The following is a 14,214-nucleotide window of genomic DNA, read 5'->3' on the forward strand; positions in this document are numbered from 1 at the left end:
ATCGAAAATCATGTCAAAGTTTTTCATTAATCGACCCATTGTGGCGATGGTTATCGCGACCCTTATGGTCATCGTCGGCGCAGTCACCATCGCAACCCTGCCGATCGCGCAGTTTCCGAACATCGCACCGCCCGAAATCAGGCTGCAAGCCAATTACCCCGGCGCCGATGCCCAGACCCTGGAGGATGCGGTCGCGGTTCCCATCGAGCAGCAGGTCAACGGCGTGGACAACATGTCGTATATGTATTCCCTAAACGCCACCGCCAACCAGCAAACCACGTTGCTGGTTGATTTTGATCTCAAGACTGATCCCAACACGGACCTGTTGCTCACGCAATCGCGCGAGCAATTGGCAACTGGTCAGCTCCCACCCGAGGTGAACAGCTACGGGGTCACGCTGAAGAAGTCAGCTACAGCTCCGCTCATGTTGATCGCCTTATACTCGCCGCGCGGGACTCACGACGCGAACTATCTGGCTAACTATGCCTATATCAACCTTAATGATCCAGTCGCGCGTTTGTACGGGGTGGGCCAGACTCAGATTTTGGGTTCGGGCCAGTATGCGATGAGATTGTGGATCAAACCCGATCAGTTGGCCAAGCTGGGCATCACCGTGACCGACATCACCAACGCGATCCACGCGCAGAACACAGTGAACCCGGCAGGTCAAGTCGGAGGTGAACCGGCCCCAAGCGATCAGCAATTCACTTATGCCGTACTTGCTCAAGGGCGCCTGAAATCGCCCGAAGAGTTTGGCGACGTGGTCGTCCGCGAATCGCCGAATGGTGGCATCGTCCGGGTGAAAGACGTGGCCCGCGTTGAATTGGGCTCACAGGACTACAGCATGCACAGTCGCTTGAATGGCAAGCCCGCTGCAGTCATTGCCATTTACCAACTGCCCGGAACCAACGGAGTGCAAACGGTGCAGGGTGTCCGCAAGCTCATGGCCCAGATGAAACAACGCTTCCCCGGGGACATGGACTACGCCATATCACTCGATCAGACAGCATCGGTCACAGCAGGCATGAAAGAGATTCTCATAACACTGCTGATCGCAATTGTGCTGGTGATCCTGGTGGTCTATCTCTTTTTGCAGGACTGGCGCGCTACATTGATTCCATTGCTGGCCGTACCTGTCTCCCTGGTAGGAACCTTTATCCTCTTTCCGCTGTTCGGCTTCTCCATTAACACGCTTTCGTTGTTCGGGCTGGTGCTCGCTATCGGCCTGGTGGTCGACGACGCGATCGTCGTCGTTGAGGGCGTGCAACGTCACATCGAAGAGGGTCTCTCCCCCAAAGACGCAGCCCGGAAAGCTATGGAGGAACTTAGCGGACCGGTGATCGGCATTGCCTTGGTTCTCTCTTCGGTCTTTGTGCCGACAGCGTTCATACCGGGAATCACTGGAAGGCTCTATCAGCAATTCGCCGTAACTATCGCCATCTCGGTTGTGCTGTCCGCATTCAATGCGCTCACGCTCAGCCCAGCGCTGGCCGGACTCCTGCTGCGGCAAAAGAAAGAGAGCCATGGGCTCTTGCAGCGTTTCTTCAACTGGTTCAATCGCCTGTTCGAACGCGCTACGGGAGGCTATGTCCACTGGTCCGGTGTGCTACTTCGCAAAGGAGCAATGGTATTGGTGCTGCTGGTGATTTGCGGCGCGGCCGGATTTTTCTTTGCCAGCCGTCTACCGTCCAGCTTCCTGCCCGATGAGGACCAGGGATATCTCTACATCAATATGCAACTCCCCAATGCGGCCTCGCTTGAGCGAACCAGCGCAGCTGCGAGACAAGTAGAGCAGATTCTCGCCGACACTCCGGGCGTCCAGTACACCACCAGCGTGATTGGCTTCAGCCTGCTCAGTTATGAACGAATCAGTTACGACGGCTTCTTTTGGGTCAGTCTAAAGCCCTGGGACGAGCGCAAAAGTCGCGCTGAACAATATCAGACCATTAAGGCACGTTTGAACCAGGAGCTCAAGAACCTTCCGGTCGGAACGGTCTTCAGTTTCTCGCCGCCGGCGATCCCGGGCGTAGGCACTGCCGGAGGTGTCTCGTTTGTCCTCGAAGACCGCGCCGGGAGGGACGTCCCATTTCTTGCAAATAACCTGGCGAAATTCCTGGCAGCCGCTCGCAAGCGTCCTGAGATTGGCTCAATCTTCACCACATTCATACCGAGCGTGCCGCAAAAGTTCATCCAGGTGGACAAAGAGAAGGTGCTGAAACAAGGCGTTCCTTTGACGGATGTTTACGACACGATTCAGGCGAACATGGGCGGCTTGTTTGTTAACTATTACAACGAATTCGGCAGAACGTGGCAGGTGTACATCGAGTCCGAAGCTCCCTACCGATCGAATACGGATAACCTTGGGCAGTTCTACGCGCGCAATAACCAGGGCGAGATGGTGCCGTTATCCGCTCTCGCGTCGTTTGAGACGCGGTCGGGTCCTGAATTCACCATGCGCTACAACGAGTACCGGTCAGCGCAGATCAACGCCAGCGCGGCGCCCGGTTACAGCGCGGATCAGGCGACAGCGGCTCTCGAAGAGGTGTTCAAACAAACCATGCCTCATGAAATGGGCTTTGATTACATGGGCATGTCTTACCAGGAGCAAAAAGCAAAAGAGGGTGTTCCGTCATGGGTCATCTTTGGATTCTCGCTGCTCTTCGTCTTCCTGATCCTCGCGGCGCTCTATGAAAGCTGGAGTCTGCCGTTCAGCGTACTGCTCAGCACGCCAGTGGCGATCCTTGGTGCGTTTGGCGTGCTGTGGCTGCGCCGCGTCCTCCTGCGCCTGTTCCTGCCGCCTTACATGGTCCAGATGGAGAACGATATCTACGCGCAGATCGGCCTTGTGATGCTGATCGGCCTTGCCGCCAAGAACGCGATTCTGATCGTCGAGTTTGCCAAGGAGCAATTCGAACAGGGCAAACCGTTGATGGACGCGGCGCTGGAAGGTGCGCGTCTTCGCCTGCGGCCCATCATGATGACGTCTTTCGCCTTCATTCTCGGTTGCGTGCCTCTCTGGACAGCCTCCGGCGCGGGCTCGGTGGCGCGCCAGATTATGGGCACCACCGTGATCGGCGGCATGACCGCTGCAAGTGTGCTCGGCATCTTCACGGTACCGGCGATCTTTTACCTGGTGGAGCGATGGTCCGCTTCAACCCGCGAACGCTCTCTGTCGCCTGCAACTGAGTCCGGCGCAATTGCGGAGGGGGAACAAAATGCATAACAGTCTGCAAATAAAATTCGTCGCAAAAGTAGCGCCGATCCTGTTGACGGCACTCGCACTTTCGGGCTGCGCGGTTGGACCCAACTATCATCGGCCGGTTGTACAGACGCCGCCGGCCTTCCACGGCGCTGACGGATCTCCACAGAGTGAACCCCAAACCGCGTCGTTAGCTGATCTGCCCTGGTGGCAAGTCTTCCACGATCCTCAATTGCAGGAACTCATCGGCACGGCGCTGAAAGAGAACTATGACCTGCGAATGGCCGTGGAGCGTGTCAATGCCGCCAGGGCGCAGGTTGGTATTACCCGCTCGAATGAGTTTCCGCAGGTTTCACTCAACCCGACTTTCAGCGGTGGAAAGACCGATGAGAACATCAAGTCCAATGTTTTTCAGCTCGCTGGGGACGTTGTCTTTCAAGTGGACTTGTTCGGGCGATATCGGCGCGAAACAGAAGCGGCCCGGGCCCAGTTGCTGGGCACAAAGGACGCACAGCAGGCCGTAATCCTCACGCTGGTGAGCGATGTGGCGAGCGATTACTTTCTCCTGCGCGACCTCGACCTTCAGCTTGAGATCACAAAAGAGACCGTGCGGACACAGGAAGACTCTGTCAAGCTAACCGATGCGCGTCGCCAGCACGGGATCGCCACGACCCTCGACGTACTTCAGGCACGGCAAGTGCTCGATGCTGCCAATGCACAGATCCCGGATCTCGAGCGGCAAATCGGCCAGACCGAGGACGCGGTTAATATCCTCCTGGGCAAGTATCCGGACAACGTGCCGCGCGGAATGCCTTTGGGCATTGCGGCCCCGGACGGAGTGACGTGGAGCGAGACTCTTCCTCCACAACTGCCCGCCGGGCTGCCTTCGGAACTGCTCGAACGCAGGCCCGATATCCTTGAAGCGGAGCAAAACCTGGTTGCCGCGAACGCCAATATCGGCGTGGCCAAGGCGATGTACTTTCCGCAAATCTCACTGCTGGGCACTGGAGGCGGAGCATGGGGACACAGCGAATCTTCGGGAACGAATATTCCGGCTCCTATCGGAGTAGAAAGCTACGCAGCGAGCGCATCGCAGCCGATCTTTAACGGTGGCTACCTGCGCAACAATCTGCGCAACGCCAAGTCGCAGGAGCGGCAAGCACTAATCGACTACCAGCAGACCATACAGCACGCATTTGGCGATGTTTCTGACGCCCTGATCGGCTATGACAAATACCATACCGTCCGCGAGTGCCAGGAACAGTCAGTGAAGGATTTGCAGGAATCGGTCAACGTGTCGCTCATGCGTTATCGCGGCGGCACGTCGGATTACCTCGAAGTGCTTGACAGCCAACGGTCTCTCTTTAGCGCCGAACTAACGTTGGCGCAGGCACGAAACAACGAATATCAGAGCCTTGTCCAACTTTATAAAGCCCTAGGTGGCGGATGGAAATAACCCGGGCGTTCGAGAGGGAGAACTGATGCTGTTTCATCAAGTTGTCGCGGAGTTGCCTCTAATAACTCTAACCCTGTGGTTACAGTCTGCGGGAGTCGCAGCTCTCATAGCCTGGGTGCGACGCGCGTTGCAAAACGAGATGCGCACAGTGGGCGCCTTTCGGCTGGCTGTAGTCGTTGTGCGAGTCGCAATGGCCGTTGTCGTTTTGCACGGATTGGAAATTCTGCTGTGGGCCGGTTTCTATCGCTGGCGTTGTTTGCGGTCGTGGGAGTCCGCGATTTACTTCTCGGCAAGCAGTTATTCAACTCTTGGCTGCAGTGACGTAAGCCTCCCCTCGAACTGGCGCACATTAGCGCCCCTTGAGAGCGTCATCGGCATGTTGATGTGTGGCATATCGGTGAGTCTTCTGTTTGCGATCGTCACGCGGCTTATGAAAAGTGAGGAGCAATTGGCATGCCCGATGCTTTGCACCAGTGAGATTGTTAGTGTAGCGCAGCGTTTGGTTTAGTTATCTCGCCGCAGTCGGGGGTGTGGAAAAGTGGGAAGCGTTCTTTGCTTTCCACTTTTCCATACCCCTGGGATGTTTCGGTCGGCCATGCTTCTGGTGCTGGCGGTCTGTAGCCCAGCGAGGAGTGGGGCCTGACGGTGTTGTAGTGGACGCGCCAGCGTTCAGCAAGCACGCGGATTTCCTTCATGGAGTAGAAGATCTCGCCGTTCAGGAACTCGTCTCTTAGTTTCGAGTTGAAGCTTTCGCAGTAGCCGTTCTCCCATGGTGAGCCGGGTTCGATGTACAGTGTTTTAGCTCCAGTTGCGGCCAGCCATTCGCGCAGATCTCTGGCCACGAACTCAGGGCCATTGTCTGATCGAAGGTGTTCAGGAACTCCCTTCATGACCATCACATCAGCCAGCGCGGCGATCACTCGGGCGCTTGACCAACTCCGCTCACATCGGATCATCAGGCACTCTCGGCTGTGTTCATCGATCAGATTGAGCATCCGTACGGTGCGTCCATCGTGCGTCCTGGCGCTGACGAAATCGTAGCTCCATACGTGGCGCACACGCTCCGGCCGGAGGCGTACGCACGACCCATCGTTGAGCCACAACCGTCCTCTTGGCTTCTGCTTCTTCGGTACTTTCAGCCCTTCGCGACGCCAGATTCTCTCAACCCGATCCTTGCCTACTCGCCAGCCGGTTCGCTGCAGCAGAGCCGTGATTCGCCGATACCCATAGCGGCCATATTGGCTGGCCAATACGATGATGGCCTGGGTGAGTCGATCTTCGTCTTCCCGCTGTGTCGGTTGATAGCGTTGCGTGCCCCTTGGCTGGTTTACCAGTTGGCACGCACGGCGCTCACTCATGCCCTTCTCCTGCGCATGATTCACCGCACATCGTCGTCGTTCAGGGCTTAGAAACTTCCCGAGGCGATGTCCTTCAACACCAGCTTATCCAGGCTCAGTTCTGCCACCAGCCGCTTCAGCTTCGCGTTCTCCTGCTCCAACTCTTTCAGACGGCGAGCCTGATCCACCTGCAGCCCGCCGAACTCCTTGCGCCAGCGGTAGTAGGTCTGCTCCGTGATCAACGCCTCTTTGCTGGCTTGTGAAGTCGTCTTTCCGTTCGCCACCGCTACTTCAATCTGCCGAAGCAAGCTCACGATCTGCTCCGGACTATGCTTCTTTCCTCGTGCCATTCAAGGCTCCTCTCATACCACTTTGTCTCATCGACTCTGGTACAAAAGCAGCCGGGCATTCCAGCTCGGGGCACACCGAAATCCTGGCGCGAAGTTGTCGTCGCGGCTTCGGTGATCCTTCTCTTGGCGTTGGTGGGCTACATGTCCTGGCGGCACTATCAGTCCACGTCACTCCCCAAAGCGGGAAAGGTTATGCTCGCGGTCCTGCCGTTTGAGAATCTAACAGGCGACCCCAATAAGGAATATCTTGCGGATGGTCTGACGGAAGAGATGATCTCCCAATTAGGCCGGCTCAACCCTGAACAATTGGGCGTGATCGCGCGAACCTCAGTCATGCGGTACAAACACAGCGACGAACGCCTGGAACAGATTGGCCGTGATCTTTCTGTCCAGTACGTGCTGGAAAACAGCCTCCGCGAAAGCGGGGACCACATACGCCTTACTAGTCAGCTGATTCAAGTGAAGGACCAAACCCATCTGTGGTCCCACGATTACAACTATGCCGCGACAGACATTCTTAATGTGGAAGACGATGTAGCCAAGGAGGTTGCACGCGAGATCGAACTCCGTTTGACCTCACAACAACGAGCAGAGTTATCGCGGCCGCACCCAGTAAATCCGGAAGCCTTTGATGCTTACTTGCAGGGATACTACTTCTATCAGCGGGATACCGACAAGGATACAGACATGGCTGCAAGGTATTTCGAACGGGCCACTCAACTTGATCCGAGCTATGCGCTGGCTTGGGTCTGGTTGTCTCGGACTCGCAACTGGCAGGCAGAGGAGGGTCTTATCCCTCGGGAGGAGGGTCGCAGCCTTTCCCGTGAGGCGATCGAGCGGGCCTTGGCGCTGGACCCGAACCTGGCACAGGCATACTCCCAAATGGGACGAGTTAAGTTTGTTGATTTCGATTGGGTTGGCGCAGATGACTCCATCCGGCGGGCAATTGCTCTCGAGCCCGGATATCCCGAGTATCTGGATCAGGCGGCCTTTTCCGCAGCAAAATTTGGCCGTTCTGACGAGGCTCTGGCATTAGCTCGCCGAGCCGTCGAGTTAGATCCGCTCAATGCCTTCAGCTGGGGAACACGTGGAGAAATTGAATATTACGAGGGTCAACTTGCGGGAGCCGAAGCGGATGCCAAGAAGTCCCTTGAACTAAGTCCCGATGTGTGGCCTGGTCCTTTTCTGTTAAGCGAAATCTATTTGACGCAGGGGCGACCGGAGGATGCTTTGCCTGAAATCAAACTAGTGCGATCTGATTACCTGCGTACGTATTTATACGCTCTTGCGTACGCCGCGATTGGCAAGGAAAAACAATCGGACGCGGCTTTGAAAGAGCTGATTGCGAAATATAGTACACGCAAAGCATTTTTTGTCGCCTCGGTTTATGCGTTTCGAAACCAGCCATACGAAGCCTTCGAGTGGCTAGACCGGGCTTATGCTCAACGTGAAGATGACGTAGCCGACATGAAGTTCTGGCCGATGCTAAAGAACTTGCACGGGGACCCACGCTATAGCGCGTTCCTGAAGAAGATACACCTGCCGACCTGATACGCGCAGCTGAGGAACTTGATCTGGGTACAGACTGAATGGATCCACTCCATTAGCGGCCAGGTTCCACAACGTAACACATGTTCCGGTACACTCACCCCTTAGCCGCTTTTGCTGTTGCTTTTGCTTTTCAGGAAATCAGGGCCTGTATTGCGGATCGGGATAGCCAATCAGCAGACCGCTCAGTGAGGTGCTGGCGACAGACGCGATGCGACCGGAGACCAGGGGATCTATTCTCAAAAGGAAGGCGTTTCCTGATGAAGCGATTGTCGCCACGCTGTGGCGACAATGAGCTGGTCCCGTTTCGGGAACTTCTACCGTTAGCCAAGCCTCATCAGCCTGAGTTCGACTCCGAAATGTGTCGTATCGAGGGGTGGAGCGTCCGCACACTCCACGAACCGCCTACTTCAATCAGGAGTTTCTAAGAGAGACTCTAGCTCAGGAAAGCAGAGTTATCTCAAGTTCAGAGAGACGGAAGCGCGAGCAGACGCCCAGAGTTTACTCTTTCTGTCGAGGACACTCGCGCTGGGACACCTTTTACTCATTTGAAATCAAAACCTTGCATCCGTTGCAGGTGTTCACGCATCTTCAGGGAAGCTTGATTTCGCGCCGAGTTTTGGGACACAATTCCAGAAAGAGTTATCGAAGAGCAATAGCTCTCGCGGCAATTCGATCCTGATTTTCTGATTGTTGGTGAGTTGGCAACTCCTATGCCGAGATTCCGTTGAGGAGACCGTCTCATTGTGTACAAACCTGTCCCCCGTGGTGAAATTGCAGACGCACTCATTCATCTCCGCGAGTTGTTCCGGCAACGCAATCCTTCCAACGAGAGGGAGCACCTAACGCATGAACGGCGGGAGATCGTTACCAAGAACTTGTTGTCAAACCTGTTCCGTACCAAAGAACATCCCACGCTTCATGCTGTGCTGGAGTTGGCGGACATCTTCTCGTTAACCGTCGACGGAGCACACCGGCTTTTCGGCTATGACCTCGAAGAAATTCGCGAATACGACTTCCGGTTAAACGGCGGGCGCACTCACATCGTCGAGTCGTATCCATTTGGGCGCGATCTCTTGATTGACCTCCCCGTGCGTTTAGGAGGCCGCGAGGTGTTCGGCTGGAATGCGATGCTGCATGACCTGGTCCAGGAATGGCAAACCGATATCCCGATCCGTGCTTTAGAAGAGGAGGGATGGGATCGGCCCGGCGCATTTTACGTGCATGTCGGAACCGAAGACAGCCTCGGCTCCAGCCTTCCTCCAGGAGCGGTCGCGCTGGTCGAGTCGATCTCGGAAGAGGAGCAACAGCGTCCCAACCCAAGGGCAATCTACCTGCTGCAATACGGCAACGGGTACCGTTGCAGCCGTTGCGTGGTAACGCGAGGGAAACTGCTGTTGCTGGTCTCCGCCAGAAGCTACACGGGCCCACAGGAGTTTTCTTATCCGGGACAAGTACGCATTGCAGGCCGGATACGAGTCTTCGCTCTCAGTCTTCCTCTTCCGGAGTATCCGCTTTTGCGTTCCTTGCCGTTGTCATCGCAAGGCGCGCCTTTGGTTCTGCCTTGGGAGCATTCTTCGTTGGATAGATTGTTTGCAGCCAAACACCTGCGTTTCCAAAGATCGAGACAAGACGATCCGCTGGTTCGGAAGATTCTGGAGGACGTATTTCACACCACGTTCAGTCGGCGGACGGAGCGGCGTTACCGATCCCCCACGCTCTCGCAGCCTCATGTCGATACGCTCATTCAGTTAACAGTGATGAATGTCGCGCGATATACGGACTCTCTACGTGCCAAGCGCTCGTTGACTTCAGACCTGGGGCGTTTTTCTCTCGAAGCGCTTCTCAACGCGAGGCATCTCGCCGATATGCCAAACAGATCTCCCAGAGCACAGTTCCCTACGCCGGGAGATATTTGGGAGGATAGGCGCAAGGAGTTCGTAGAATGGCCGACGCTGTTGTCCTCGAAATTTCCGCAGCTGCGGTCGTGGAGCGGGAAGGTGATCCGCCTGGCACAGGGTAACGCCATCCGAGGCATCGAACCATCGCTCTCGCCTGGATCGCTGATGGTGCTCGACGAACTTTCAGGCATTCCCGATCTAGAAAAGGAAGCGAAGAAAACAGGTTGGAGTCGGTCTCTTTACGCACTTCGACGCGGCGCGGATTTTCTGTGCGGTCATCTCGACAAGGACGGTAATCAATTTGCGCTGCTTTCGAATCCTCCCAGCGGGGGACCGCCTGTCCTGTTCGGAGCTGAAGAATTTATTCAATTGAGCCGGGTTGCCGGTGTCGCGGTTCCTGTATAAACTCGGCGTGCCAATGCGGTGGAGAAACACTGTAAATTTGGCCACCGTCTTTCCCTATCGCCAACCAAATGAGGCGAATGCTGAATCACACAGCACTCATGTTTCTCCGCCTAAGAGTAAGTTTGGCCATAATGCCGATTCCTCCGTGCAATTCATGTTTTCGGCGTTAAGCTCACTCTCATTGCTGTGATGGTGCACCGACGACCGACATCCAGAGGGAGCCACAATGGCCGAGGCAAATCCTAATTTCCATTCGGTAGTTGACCAGGATGGCGCTGCCATCCTAGATATCGATCGTGGCCTGATCTCTACACTCAATCCCACTGGAGCCTATGTGTGGCAACGGTTGGAGAATGGCGAATCCCTCGCGACGATCATTGCCAATCTTGTGCGTGAGACTGGTGAAGAACACCTCGTCGTAGAAAAAGACGTACATGAGTTTGTGCAGGCACTCAGGGAAAACCATTTGGTGGCTCACTGATTGCGGAGGTGCCGAATGACACTCCAGGAAACAATTCTCGAAACAATCGAGTACAGGCTTGTTCTTGTGCAGCCTGAAACCCGCAAGATACTGGCGCTCGATTCAACCGGTGCTTGCCACCTGCCGACCGTACGCGTTCCGCCATGGACACGGCCAGCGGAGCAACTGTGTAAGGCAGCCAAGAACGCATGGGGTTTGCAAATCTTTGTGCTCGACCTGCTCATAGATGGGACCTCATCACCGAACTGCGCCGTCGCCGAAGTTCTATTCGCGAACCGCAGGACGGACTTGAAAGCGGTTCGGCTCGATATGATTGAAGATTCCAAGTTAAACGAAGAGGAGAGAGTCCAGGTTGCAAAGGTGCTGTCCGATAAGACCGAAAGCCCATTGTCGAGGGTTGGTTGGATCGATCAAGCGATCCTATGGATTGAAACTGATACCGGGAAAAAGCTTGCGTCGAGAAGCGGCATCGAGCAATACAATGCAGGCTTCGCATTTTCGCTCATCCGCTTTCGCACCGAAGATGACTGGCACTATTGGTTGAAGGCGACAGGGGAGCCAAATGCTCACGAGTTCGCAATCACTCGTCTCCTGTCAGAGCTGGGAGGAGCCTATCTGCCGGAGATGATCTCTTCCCGGTCCGAGTGGAACGCGTGGCTGATGTCGGGCGAAACGAATCCGGTCACGGAACTGCCGAGCAATCCGCTCGAACTCTTCCGACTGTTGGGGGATGCCGTCGAGTCCATGGCAGAGCTTCAAATGCGGACACACGGGCGCGGCGTTGATCTGCTCAAGGCCGGAGCCTACGATCAAGGCATCGGAGTCTTTCGCGGGCATTCCGAGGAGCTATTCGAATATATCGGCGAATCGATGGCCTCACAGACTTCGACGAAAGCAGCGCGTCTCGACAAGACCCGCCTCCAGGAAATTCGGAGCATCTTTGAAGCCGTCTGCTGCCGTGTGGAGGAACTCGACTTTCCTGAAACGATCGTGCACGGAGACATGAATGGCGGCAACATCCTGACAGGTTGCGGGCACTGCCAGTTCATCGATTGGTGCGAGGCGTATGTCGGCAATCCCCTCATCACTTTCCAGCATCTGCTGCTGTTCAACAGAATCGAGAATCCGGAACTTAAGGATTTCGTGACCGCCGTCCTGAAAGACAGGTACAGAAATGTATGGCTTGCCGCGTGTGATCCGACAGCAATAGACGAAGGGTTTCTCTATATGCCCATGATCGCCGTTGCCTCGTCACTCTACGGCAGAGGAAATTGGCTAGACAGTTCCACTCGCAATGCTTCTCATCGCCAGAAATACGCGAGGAACCTTGCGCGCCATATGGATCAGGCGGCAAGAGATCCGGAGTTACTTGAAGCATTGGGTTTTTGAAGCAGATGCAATCTGGTATATGACTCACACCTGATGGAAAGAGCCACGGGCTTGCGGAGATCTGCGCGGCAAGGAGTGTGCTGTGAAAAGAATGGTCCTTGAAAGCTGGCTAATGCTGTTCTATTTCGATTGTGTCATGCGGTTCCGTGACTTCAAACGGCTGCACACAGTTGTTCGCGAACAGACCGTTCATGCTGTTGCTAGGACCGAGGTCACCAGCGAGCAACTCTGTCATGCGGTCGATCTCGCATGTGTCTTCTACTTCAAGCGCGTGCAATGTCTGCAACGGTCGGCTGCAGCGGCTGTGGTATTGCGCCGCCGCGGGTGGGAGGCAGAGATGGTGATCGGCGCACAGTTGTTGCCATTTCTTTCGCACGCTTGGGTAGAGATCGACGGACGTGTAGTGAACGACAAGCCCTACGTAACCGAAATCTTCCATGTGCTGGAACGCTGTTGAGTGAGGGTTTGCCATGAGCATCATCTTCGGGTTGCTGAAAGAACGGAATGAGACGGTCTCCGAATCGGAATTGCTGCGTGCCTCAGTTGTCACCGAATGCTACGCGACTGGCCCAGGTCACACGTATGTGAAAGGCCGGCTTGGCATGGGCTTGCAGCCCTACTTCAGCCATCAGCGCTCCGAATTTGAACTTCGGCCTCTTGCAGATAGTCATCGTCGGGTGGTCAGCTTCGATGGTCGCTTGGACAACTACAAAGAATTGATAACCGAACTCGCTCTGTCCAATGCCGATCAACTCGATTCGCGGATTGTCCTTGCCGCATTCGACCGCTGGGGCGAAGAGTGCTTCTCCCGCCTCGTCGGTGACTGGGCTTTAGCACTGTGGTCTGAAGGGGATCAATCGCTCTATCTTGCCAGGGATCACGCGGGAGCCAGAACGCTCTACGTTCGTCAGGAGCACGGAGCCCTACATTGGTCCACGCACCTCGATACCTTTGGAGCCTTCGGTACTGAACTGTGCCTCGCGGACGAGTATGTGGCCCGTTATCTCGCTTTCGTACCGATGCGTGAAGTGACTCCGTACAAGGGCGTATCGTCTGTACTTCCGGGGCACTATGCAACTTTTCGCAATGGAGCGATCTCATGCCGTGCTCATTGGAACGCGATCGTTCGAACCACGACTCGCCACAAAAGCGACGAGGAGTATGAAGCCCACTTTCTGTCCTTGTTCCAACAATCGGTTGAGCGGCGCACTGGACCTGGCGCACCGATTCTCGCGCAACTGAGCGGCGGGATGGACTCAACATCGATCGTGTGCATGTCGTCCTCACGGAGCAAAACGCATGAGTTCAAGATCAATGCGCTTGTGAAGGCGCTCGCTGAATCCCACAGGCAGTTCAAAGACCCGATCGTCGGCAGTCAGGATGATGATGTTGCGCGTAGAGTCCAGTATCGCCGAGCAAATCTCACAGTGGTCAAGGTGCTTTTGCACCGTGACACGTATCTCCTCGGGAAGCGCTCCGTCGATAAAATCAGAGATGTAGTTCCAAACATGCTTGCAGTCTATAACCATGGGAGCAACCTCCTCTTCGGCGTTCGATTTACTGTCCTTAGCTGAGGGGCCAGTTGCTTTTGTAGTATCAAATGCGCTCGATGCAATCGGACCTTGACGCTCGGGATACTGATTTTCAGTGCTTCCGCCGCTTCGTTGATCGAGAGTTCCTCAACATCCCGCAGAAGGAAGACCTCCCGATAGATATCGGGAAGTCGGTCAACGGCCTGCTGAATCAACTTTCGGACCTCGTCCCGTTCAATGGCCTCGGAGGGTATTTCGTGCCAATCCCGTAACAAGGCGGGTGACAAGCCGTTGCCCTCGTCCGGCAATTGATCAAGAGACTCCATTCGAACCAAGACCTGCCGGCGCAAACGGGTTCTCGCTTCGTTGAGCGTGATGCTGATGAGCCACGTACTGAACTTTGACTCGGCGCGAAATGAAGAAAGTTTCCGGAACGCTCTGACGATGGCTTCCTGCGCGACGTCTTCAGCATCCGTTTCGTTCTTCATATACGACAGAGCCATGACGTAGACGCTACGTTCGTAGGGACGGATCAACTCGTGATAGAGCTGAATATCTCCCGCAAGAATAGCGGCTATCATTTCAGGTTCTGGGCGATTCATCACTTGAGGCACTT

Annotated in this window: 11 protein-coding genes and 1 pseudogene; 9 read left to right on the forward strand and 3 right to left on the reverse strand. The window is 55.4% G+C overall.

The window, feature by feature from the left end; translation table 11 throughout:
* The first annotated feature begins 10 nt into the window (after positions 1 to 10).
* Genes OHL23_RS18230 through OHL23_RS18240 form a run of 3 tightly spaced genes read left to right on the forward strand, consistent with a single transcriptional unit; the run spans position 11 to position 5,163 of the window.
* Positions 11 to 3,223, forward strand: coding sequence for an efflux RND transporter permease subunit (locus OHL23_RS18230; RefSeq protein WP_263353395.1), 3,213 nt, complete (start codon positions 11 to 13; stop codon positions 3,221 to 3,223).
* On the forward strand, positions 3,216 to 4,655 hold the full coding sequence (locus tag OHL23_RS18235) for an efflux transporter outer membrane subunit (protein WP_263353396.1): 1,440 nt from the start codon (positions 3,216 to 3,218) through the stop codon (positions 4,653 to 4,655). The genes OHL23_RS18230 and OHL23_RS18235 overlap by 8 nt, the downstream gene beginning before the upstream one ends.
* A 25-nt stretch (positions 4,656 to 4,680) precedes the next feature.
* Positions 4,681 to 5,163 carry a potassium channel family protein gene (locus OHL23_RS18240; RefSeq protein ID WP_263353397.1) on the forward strand — a complete coding sequence of 161 codons (483 nt, stop codon included), beginning with the start codon at positions 4,681 to 4,683 and terminating at the stop codon, positions 5,161 to 5,163.
* Here OHL23_RS18240 and OHL23_RS18245 read toward each other — a convergent pair.
* A protein-coding gene (locus OHL23_RS18245) for an IS3 family transposase (protein ID WP_263353398.1) occupies positions 5,138 to 6,342 on the reverse strand; the annotation gives its coding sequence in 2 pieces (ribosomal slippage) (positions 5,138 to 6,075 and positions 6,075 to 6,342; 1,206 coding nt in all). The genes OHL23_RS18240 and OHL23_RS18245 overlap by 26 nt on opposite strands.
* Before the next feature lie 306 nt (positions 6,343 to 6,648).
* Here OHL23_RS18245 and OHL23_RS18250 point away from each other — a divergent pair.
* The 6 genes and pseudogenes from OHL23_RS18250 to OHL23_RS18275 form a co-directional block, all read left to right on the forward strand.
* Positions 6,649 to 7,893, forward strand: coding sequence for a tetratricopeptide repeat protein (locus OHL23_RS18250; protein WP_263353399.1), 1,245 nt, complete (start codon positions 6,649 to 6,651; stop codon positions 7,891 to 7,893).
* A gap of 743 nt (positions 7,894 to 8,636) precedes the next feature.
* On the forward strand, positions 8,637 to 10,196 hold the full coding sequence (locus tag OHL23_RS18255) for a hypothetical protein (protein ID WP_263353400.1): 1,560 nt from the start codon (positions 8,637 to 8,639) through the stop codon (positions 10,194 to 10,196).
* A 226-nt stretch (positions 10,197 to 10,422) separates the two neighbouring features.
* Positions 10,423 to 10,677 carry a PqqD family protein gene (locus OHL23_RS18260; protein ID WP_263353401.1) on the forward strand — a complete coding sequence of 85 codons (255 nt, stop codon included), beginning with the start codon at positions 10,423 to 10,425 and terminating at the stop codon, positions 10,675 to 10,677.
* A 15-nt stretch (positions 10,678 to 10,692) separates the two neighbouring features.
* Complete coding sequence (locus OHL23_RS18265) at positions 10,693 to 12,066, forward strand: aminoglycoside phosphotransferase family protein (protein ID WP_263353402.1); 1,374 nt, start codon at positions 10,693 to 10,695, stop codon at positions 12,064 to 12,066.
* 91 nt (positions 12,067 to 12,157) lie between these two features.
* The gene (locus OHL23_RS18270) at positions 12,158 to 12,523 is read left to right on the forward strand and encodes a lasso peptide biosynthesis B2 protein (protein WP_263354116.1); all 366 of its coding nucleotides are present in this window, start codon (positions 12,158 to 12,160) and stop codon (positions 12,521 to 12,523) included.
* Between the two features lie 145 nt (positions 12,524 to 12,668).
* Positions 12,669 to 13,325: pseudogene (locus tag OHL23_RS18275) on the forward strand (hypothetical protein); the annotation flags it as partial.
* Positions 13,326 to 13,349: 24 nt separating this feature from the next.
* Here OHL23_RS18275 and OHL23_RS18280 read toward each other — a convergent pair.
* Positions 13,350 to 13,595, reverse strand: coding sequence for an anti-sigma factor family protein (locus OHL23_RS18280; RefSeq protein WP_263354117.1), 246 nt, complete (start codon positions 13,593 to 13,595; stop codon positions 13,350 to 13,352).
* Entirely contained in the window at positions 13,586 to 14,212 is a 627-nt protein-coding gene (locus tag OHL23_RS18285) for a sigma-70 family RNA polymerase sigma factor (RefSeq protein WP_317891700.1), read from the reverse strand. Before OHL23_RS18285 ends, OHL23_RS18280 begins: the two co-directional genes overlap by 10 nt.
* Positions 14,213 to 14,214 lie beyond the last annotated feature (2 nt).

The organism is Acidicapsa acidisoli (assembly GCF_025685625.1).
Classification (GTDB): domain Bacteria; phylum Acidobacteriota; class Terriglobia; order Terriglobales; family Acidobacteriaceae; genus Acidicapsa; species Acidicapsa acidisoli.

Excerpts from the sequence above, each read along its gene's own strand:
- OHL23_RS18280 (WP_263354117.1), bottom strand. The coding sequence starts at position 13,595 with ATGGTTATAGACTGCAAGCATGTTTGGAACTACATCTCTGATTTTATC.
- OHL23_RS18265 (WP_263353402.1), top strand. The coding sequence starts at position 10,693 with ATGACACTCCAGGAAACAATTCTCGAAACAATCGAGTACAGGCTTGTT.
- OHL23_RS18235 (WP_263353396.1), top strand. The coding sequence starts at position 3,216 with ATGCATAACAGTCTGCAAATAAAATTCGTCGCAAAAGTAGCGCCGATC.
- OHL23_RS18260 (WP_263353401.1), top strand. The coding sequence starts at position 10,423 with ATGGCCGAGGCAAATCCTAATTTCCATTCGGTAGTTGACCAGGATGGC.
- OHL23_RS18240 (WP_263353397.1), top strand. The coding sequence starts at position 4,681 with ATGCTGTTTCATCAAGTTGTCGCGGAGTTGCCTCTAATAACTCTAACC.
- OHL23_RS18230 (WP_263353395.1), top strand. The coding sequence starts at position 11 with ATGTCAAAGTTTTTCATTAATCGACCCATTGTGGCGATGGTTATCGCG.
- OHL23_RS18270 (WP_263354116.1), top strand. The coding sequence starts at position 12,158 with ATGGTCCTTGAAAGCTGGCTAATGCTGTTCTATTTCGATTGTGTCATG.